The sequence below is a fragment of the Kitasatospora sp. NPDC059571 genome (assembly GCF_042735675.1).
Lineage (GTDB): Bacteria > Actinomycetota > Actinomycetes > Streptomycetales > Streptomycetaceae > Kitasatospora.
This window is the reverse complement of record NZ_JBHWBW010000161.1, coordinates 1-5,716: the sequence shown is the minus strand read 5'-3', so window position 1 is coordinate 5,716 and position 5,716 is coordinate 1. Positions and strand designations below refer to the sequence as shown.

Here is a 5,716-nt window from a genome sequence, read left to right as displayed (position 1 = left end):
TTCGCTCTGTGTGGGGGGGTGTTGTTGAGACACACACCCAAACCACTCGCCCCTATCGTTCCGCCTCGGGCGCCCTGCTACGGCTGCGCGTAGCCGCTGAGGAAGTCCCCGATCCGGGTCACCGCGTCGGCGATGTCCTCGGGGCGCGGCAGCGTCACCAGCCGGAAGTGGTCAGGGTCGGGCCAGTTGAAGCCGGTGCCCTGGACGATCAGGATCCGCTGGGAGCGCAGCAGGTCGAGCACCATCTGCGCATCGTCCTTGATCTTGTACACCTGCGGATCGAGCCGCGGGAAGGCGTACAGCGCGCCCTTGGGCTTCACACAGGTGATGCCCGGGATGTCGTTGAGCATCCGGTACGCGGTGTCGCGCGACTCCAGCAGCCGCCCGCCCGGCAGCACCAGGTCCTTGATCGACTGCCGGCCGCCGAGCGCGGCCGCGACCGCGTGCTGCGCGGGCATGTTGGCGCACAGCCGCATCGAGGCCAGCACGGTCAGGCCCTCGATGTAGCTGGCGGCGCGGTGCCGGTCGCCGGAGAGCACCATCCAGCCGGAGCGGAAGCCGGCCACCCGGTAGGACTTGGACATGCCGTTGAAGGTGACGCAGAACAGGTCCGGGGCCAGGGTGGCCAGCGGGACGTGCTCGACCCCGTCGTAGAGGATCTTGTCGTAGATCTCGTCCGCGTAGACCACCAGCTTGTGGCGGCGGGCGATCTCGATGATCCCCTCCAGCACCTCGCGCGGGTACACCGCGCCGGTGGGGTTGTTGGGGTTGATCACCACGATGGCGCGGGTCCGGTCGGTGACCTTGGCCGCGATGTCCGCCAGGTCCGGGTACCACTCGGCCTGCTCGTCGCAGCGGTAGTGGACCGCGGTGCCGCCGGCCAGCGAGACGGAGGCCGTCCACAGCGGGTAGTCCGGGGCCGGGACGAGCACCTCGTCGCCGTCGTCCAGCAGGGCGGTCATCGCCAGCTGGATCAGCTCGGAGACACCGTTGCCGAGGAAGACGTCCTCGACCGAGAGGCCGTGCAGGCCGCGCTCCTCGTAGTGCATCACCACGGCACGGCGGGCCGAGAGCAGGCCCTTGGAGTCGCCGTATCCGTGCGCGGTGGAGAGGTTCTTCAGGATGTCCTGGAGGATCTCCGGCGGCGCCTCGAAGCCGAACGCGGCGGGGTTGCCGGTGTTCAGCTTCAGGATGCGGTGGCCCTGGTCCTCCAACCGCATCGCCTCGTCGAGCACCGGTCCGCGGATGTCGTAGCAGACGTTGGCGAGCTTGCTGGACTGGATGACCTGCATGCCTGCCTACTTTACGGCGCTGTTACGCAGATCATCACGTGTTCTGGGCCACAGGTCGCCCGCGCTGCGCAAGGATCGGGTCCGACGACGAAGGGGGGCCGTCATGACCGGGTGGTTGGTGGGCGCACTGCTGGGCCTGGCCGCAGCGCCGTTCCTGCGCGCCGCGGCCGTGCGCCACGCGGTGGCGTACGGGGAGCCGCTGCGCCGCTGCTGCCCGGCCGGGCGGGTCGTCCGCCGGCCCGGCGGGCGCTGTCCGGGCTGCGGGGACTCCGCCGCCGGGCCCCGGCCCGGCAGCGTGGAGGCGGTGGCGGTGCTGGCCGGCGCCGCGCTCGGTGCCGCGGCCGGCGGGGCGAGCGCGCCGCTGCTGTGCTGGGCGGGCGCGTTCGGGGTGGTGCTCGGCTTCGTGGACGCGGCCGTGCTGCGGCTGCCGGACGCACTGACCCTGCCGCTCGCGCTCGGCACCGCCGTCCTGCTGCCGCTGGCCGACCACCGGCCGGCGGTGCTGCTCCGCTGCCTGCTGGCGGCGGCCGCGCTCGGACTCCTCTACGGCGGCCTGGCCCTGCTCGTCCCGATCGGCCTCGGCGACGCCAAGCTGGCGCCGAGCCTCGGCGCGGTGCTCGCCCTGTACGGCTGGCGGGCGGTCGGCTCGGGCGTGTTCTGCGCCTTCCTGCTCGGCGGCGTCTGGGGCGCGGTGCTGCTGCTCACCCGCCGGGCCGGCCGCGGCGACGCCCTGCCGTTCGGGCCGCCGCTGCTGCTGGGCGCCCTGCTCGCGCTGCTCGCCGCGGCCTGACGCCGGATCGGCCGCGCGCCCCGGGCATGGACGGGGCCCGCCGCACCCCAGCAGTGCGACGGGCCCCTTGCTGACGCGCTCTCCCCACCCTCACGGGGAGGCGCGCCGGGTGCGGGTTACGGCATGGCGTGGGCGTGGGCGCCCACGTTGGTGGAGAAGTCGTTGCCGTTCTTCGCGTCCCAGTTGGTCGACCAGGTCATCGCGCCGCGGATGGTCGGCCACTTCGCCGGCGGGACGAAGCTGCCGCAGTGGGTGCCGGTGGCCAGGCAGTCCAGCGCGTTGTTCACCACGGTGGAGTTGACGTAGCCGCCGCCCGCCGCCTGCGAGGACGCCGGGACGCCGATGCCGACCTGGTCGGGGCGCAGGCCGCCCTGGATGTGGGTGCAGACCTGGGCGGTGATGAAGTCCTCGGTGCCCTGGTTGTAGACCTTGCCGTCGCAGCCGTTCATGCCGCCCGAGTTGTAGAACTGGGTGTTGACGACGGTGAGGATGTCCTTGGTGTTCAGCGCCAGCTGGAAGTACGCGCCGGAGGTGCTGTACATCCCGATGGTCTCCGGGGCCATGGTCAGGATGAAGCCGGAGCCGACCTTCGACTGGAGGCTGTGCAGCGCCTGGGACATGTACGTCGGGTCGACGCCGTTCTCCAGGTCGATGTCGACGCCGTCGAAGCCGTACTGCTGGATCAGGCTGTACGCGGAGTTGGCGAAGTTGGTCGCGGCGGCGGCGTTGGCCACGCTGATCGCGCCGTTCTGGCCGCCGACCGACAGCACGACCTTCTTGCCGGCCGCGTGCTTGGCGGCGATGTCGGCCTTGAAGTCGGCGTCGGTGTAGCCGCCGAGCTTGGTGGCGAGCGCCGGGTCCAGGGTGAAGCTGATCGCGCCCTGGGTGGCGGTGGCGTCGGCGAAGGAGACCGCGATGATGTCGTACGCGCTCTGCACGTCGCGCAGCTTCTGCACGGTGGCGCCGTTGTCGAAGTTCTGCCAGTAGCCGGTCAGCACGTGCTTGGGCAGGCCGGTGGGCGGCGGGGTGGTGGTCGGGCTGCCGCTCGGCGAGGAGCTGGGGGAGGAGCTCGGCGAGGACGACGGCGAGCTGCTCGGGGACGACGACGGCGACGCCGAGGGCGACGGGGTCGGCGAGGCCGAGGTGGGCGAGGCCGACGGCGAGGAGGTGCCGCCCGGGCCGGTCAGCGTGATGTCGTCGGCGTTGTACGCGCCCTGGCCGTACCAGCCGTGCACGTAGAGCGTGATGCTGTTGGTGCTCGCGCCGGTGGTGAAGGTGGTGGACAGCTGGTTCCAGCTGCTGAGGCTGGACCAGGTCGACGGGTCGGTCGAGCCGGTGCCGCGGGCGCCGAGGTAGACGTACGGGCCCTGCACGTAGCCGGCCAGCGTGTAGCTGGTGTTCGGCAGCACGCTGACGGTCTGGGTGCACTCGGCGGTGTCCGAGCTGCTGGGCGCGGCGCTCAGCGCGTACGAGCCGGAGTGCACCGGGCTGCCGACGGCGCTCGCGGTGCCGGTACAGGTCCAGCCGGAGAGGTTGCCGGCCTCGAAGCCTCCGTTGGAGACCAGGTTGCCGACGGCGGCGCTCGCGCCGCCCGCGAACATCGCCAGGCCGGCGCCGGCCAGGGCGAGCGCGGTGGTGCCCGCCGCGACCGCGGCCGGGAGCGAGCTGCGCCGGCGCCGGTGCGACGACGGCTGAAGGGTACGGGCCATGGATGGCGCTCCAGGGGGAGGGGGGAGCCGCCGCGGTGGGGGTCGCGGCGGCTCCGCGTGGGGGAGGGTCGGTCCGCAGGGATGTGGGGGAGGGCCGCCGGTGTGCCCTCGGTCACAAGCTGGACTAGACCAATGCCGGTCGTCAAGCACCCGGATCCCCGCTTACGGCCGATTTAAGGAAGCGGAGATCGATTCGTTGCGGAGCCCGTCCGCTGCCCCCGCGTCCGGGTGGGCCGCCGCTGTGACACCATCGGTACCTGCGGCTTTACCGCCGTCCACCCGGCCGGAGTAGGCTGCGCGCCAGGGATTTCGCACCCGCGAGCGCGCCCGGGCGGCCGGGCCCCGGGTGGATCGGGCCGCGGTGAGCGGCGACGAGCACGGAGGGCCGAGGAACATGGGTCTGCGCGATGTGGTCGAGCGGACGCCGGGTCTGCGCACCCTGCTCGACAACGCCTACCGCCTCTACGGGCGCCGGGTCGAGGTCCACCTCGACAACACCCCGCGCCACATCGGCGTGATCCTCGACGGCAACCGCCGCTGGGCCAAGGCCACCGGCGGCACCACCGCGCAGGGCCACCAGCGCGGCGCCGACAAGATCAGCGAGTTCCTGGGCTGGTGCGACGAGACGCACGTCCGGGTCGTCACCCTGTGGATGCTCTCCACCGACAACCTCTCCCGGCCAGCCGAGGAGCTCGTCCCGCTGCTCGGCATCATCGAGGACGCCGTCCGCGGCCTCGCCGAGGCCCGCCGCTGGCGGGTCAACCCGGTCGGCGCCCTCGACCTGCTGCCCGAGCGCACCGCGCAGGTCCTGAAGGAGGCCGCGCAGGAGACCGCCGGCATCGAGGGCATCACGGTCAACGTGGCGGTCGGCTACGGCGGCCGGCACGAGATCGCCGACGCCGTCCGCTCGCTGCTCCAGGAGCACGCCGACCGCGGCACCTCGATCGAGCAGCTGGCCGAGATCCTCGACGTCGAGCACATCGCCGAGCACCTCTACACCAAGGGCCAGCCCGACCCCGACCTGGTCATCCGGACCTCCGGCGAGCAGCGGCTCTCCGGCTTCCTGCTCTGGCAGAGCGCCCACAGCGAGTTCTACTTCTGCGAGGCGTACTGGCCGGCCTTCCGCAAGGTCGACTTCCTGCGCGCGCTGCGCGACTACCAGCTGAGGAACCGCCGGATGGGGCTCTGAACCCGGGTCAGGGCGCATACCCGCAGGCCAGCAGCACAAAACGTGCACCAGTTGTGATCCCGGAGTTCACGCCCGGCGGCATGCACCGCGCCTCGCCTGGGCATACACCGGTCAGACCGGTACCCCGGCCACCGGGGCCGCGGGGACCGGTGAGCCGCGGATGACGCTGGGTCATCCGCTCTGGAGGCCTAGTGGTCAGTTCCAAGAGCCGCCGGACACCAGACCGGCGCACGTACGTTCTCGACACCAGCGTGCTCCTGGCGGACCCGCTCGCCATGACGCGCTTCGAGGAGCACGAGGTCGTCCTGCCGGTGGTCGTGGTCACCGAGCTGGAGGCGAAGCGGCACCACCCGGAGCTGGGCTACTTCGCCCGCCAGGCGCTCCGCCTCCTCGACGACTACCGCGTCCGCCACGGGCGGCTCGACGAGCCGATCCCGGTCGGGGAGCTCGGCGGCACGATCCGGGTCGAGCTGAACCACTCGGACACCTCGATCCTCCCGGCCGGCTACCGGGCCGGCGGCGGCGAGGCCGACACCCGCATCCTCGCGGTCGCCCGCAACCTGCAGGCCGAGGGCTACGACGTCACCGTCGTCTCCAAGGACCTCCCGCTGCGGATCAAGGCGAGCTCGGTCGGCCTCCTGGCGGAGGAGTACCGGGCGGAGCTGGCGATCACCTCCGGCTGGACGGGGATGAGCGAGGTCCACGTCTCCGGGGACCAGGTGGACGCGCTCTTCGG

Annotated in this window: 5 protein-coding genes; 3 read left to right on the top strand and 2 right to left on the bottom strand. The window is 72.2% G+C overall.

All coding sequences use genetic code 11. From position 1 onward, the window contains the following. Positions 1-77 precede the first annotated feature (77 nt). Entirely contained in the window at positions 78-1,292 is a 1,215-nt protein-coding gene (locus ACFV0G_RS19320; protein ID WP_380548829.1) for a pyridoxal phosphate-dependent aminotransferase, read from the bottom strand. A gap of 103 nt (positions 1,293-1,395) precedes the next feature. On the opposite strand from ACFV0G_RS19320, the gene ACFV0G_RS19315 reads away from it, so the two are divergent. After that, positions 1,396-2,082, top strand: coding sequence for a prepilin peptidase (locus ACFV0G_RS19315; protein WP_380548826.1), 687 nt, complete (start codon positions 1,396-1,398; stop codon positions 2,080-2,082). A 116-nt stretch (positions 2,083-2,198) separates the two neighbouring features. On the opposite strand, the gene ACFV0G_RS19310 is transcribed toward ACFV0G_RS19315, so the two are convergent. Then, the gene (locus ACFV0G_RS19310; RefSeq protein ID WP_380548823.1) at positions 2,199-3,791 is read right to left on the bottom strand and encodes a chitinase; all 1,593 of its coding nucleotides are present in this window, start codon (positions 3,789-3,791) and stop codon (positions 2,199-2,201) included. Positions 3,792-4,185: 394 nt separating this feature from the next. Here ACFV0G_RS19310 and ACFV0G_RS19305 point away from each other — a divergent pair, with 394 nt between their 5' ends. Further along, the gene (locus ACFV0G_RS19305; RefSeq protein WP_380548820.1) at positions 4,186-4,980 is read left to right on the top strand and encodes an isoprenyl transferase; all 795 of its coding nucleotides are present in this window, start codon (positions 4,186-4,188) and stop codon (positions 4,978-4,980) included. 191 nt (positions 4,981-5,171) lie between these two features. After that, positions 5,172-5,716 (top strand): PIN domain-containing protein (locus ACFV0G_RS19300; RefSeq protein ID WP_380548817.1); only part of this gene is annotated, 545 nt, incomplete at its 3' end.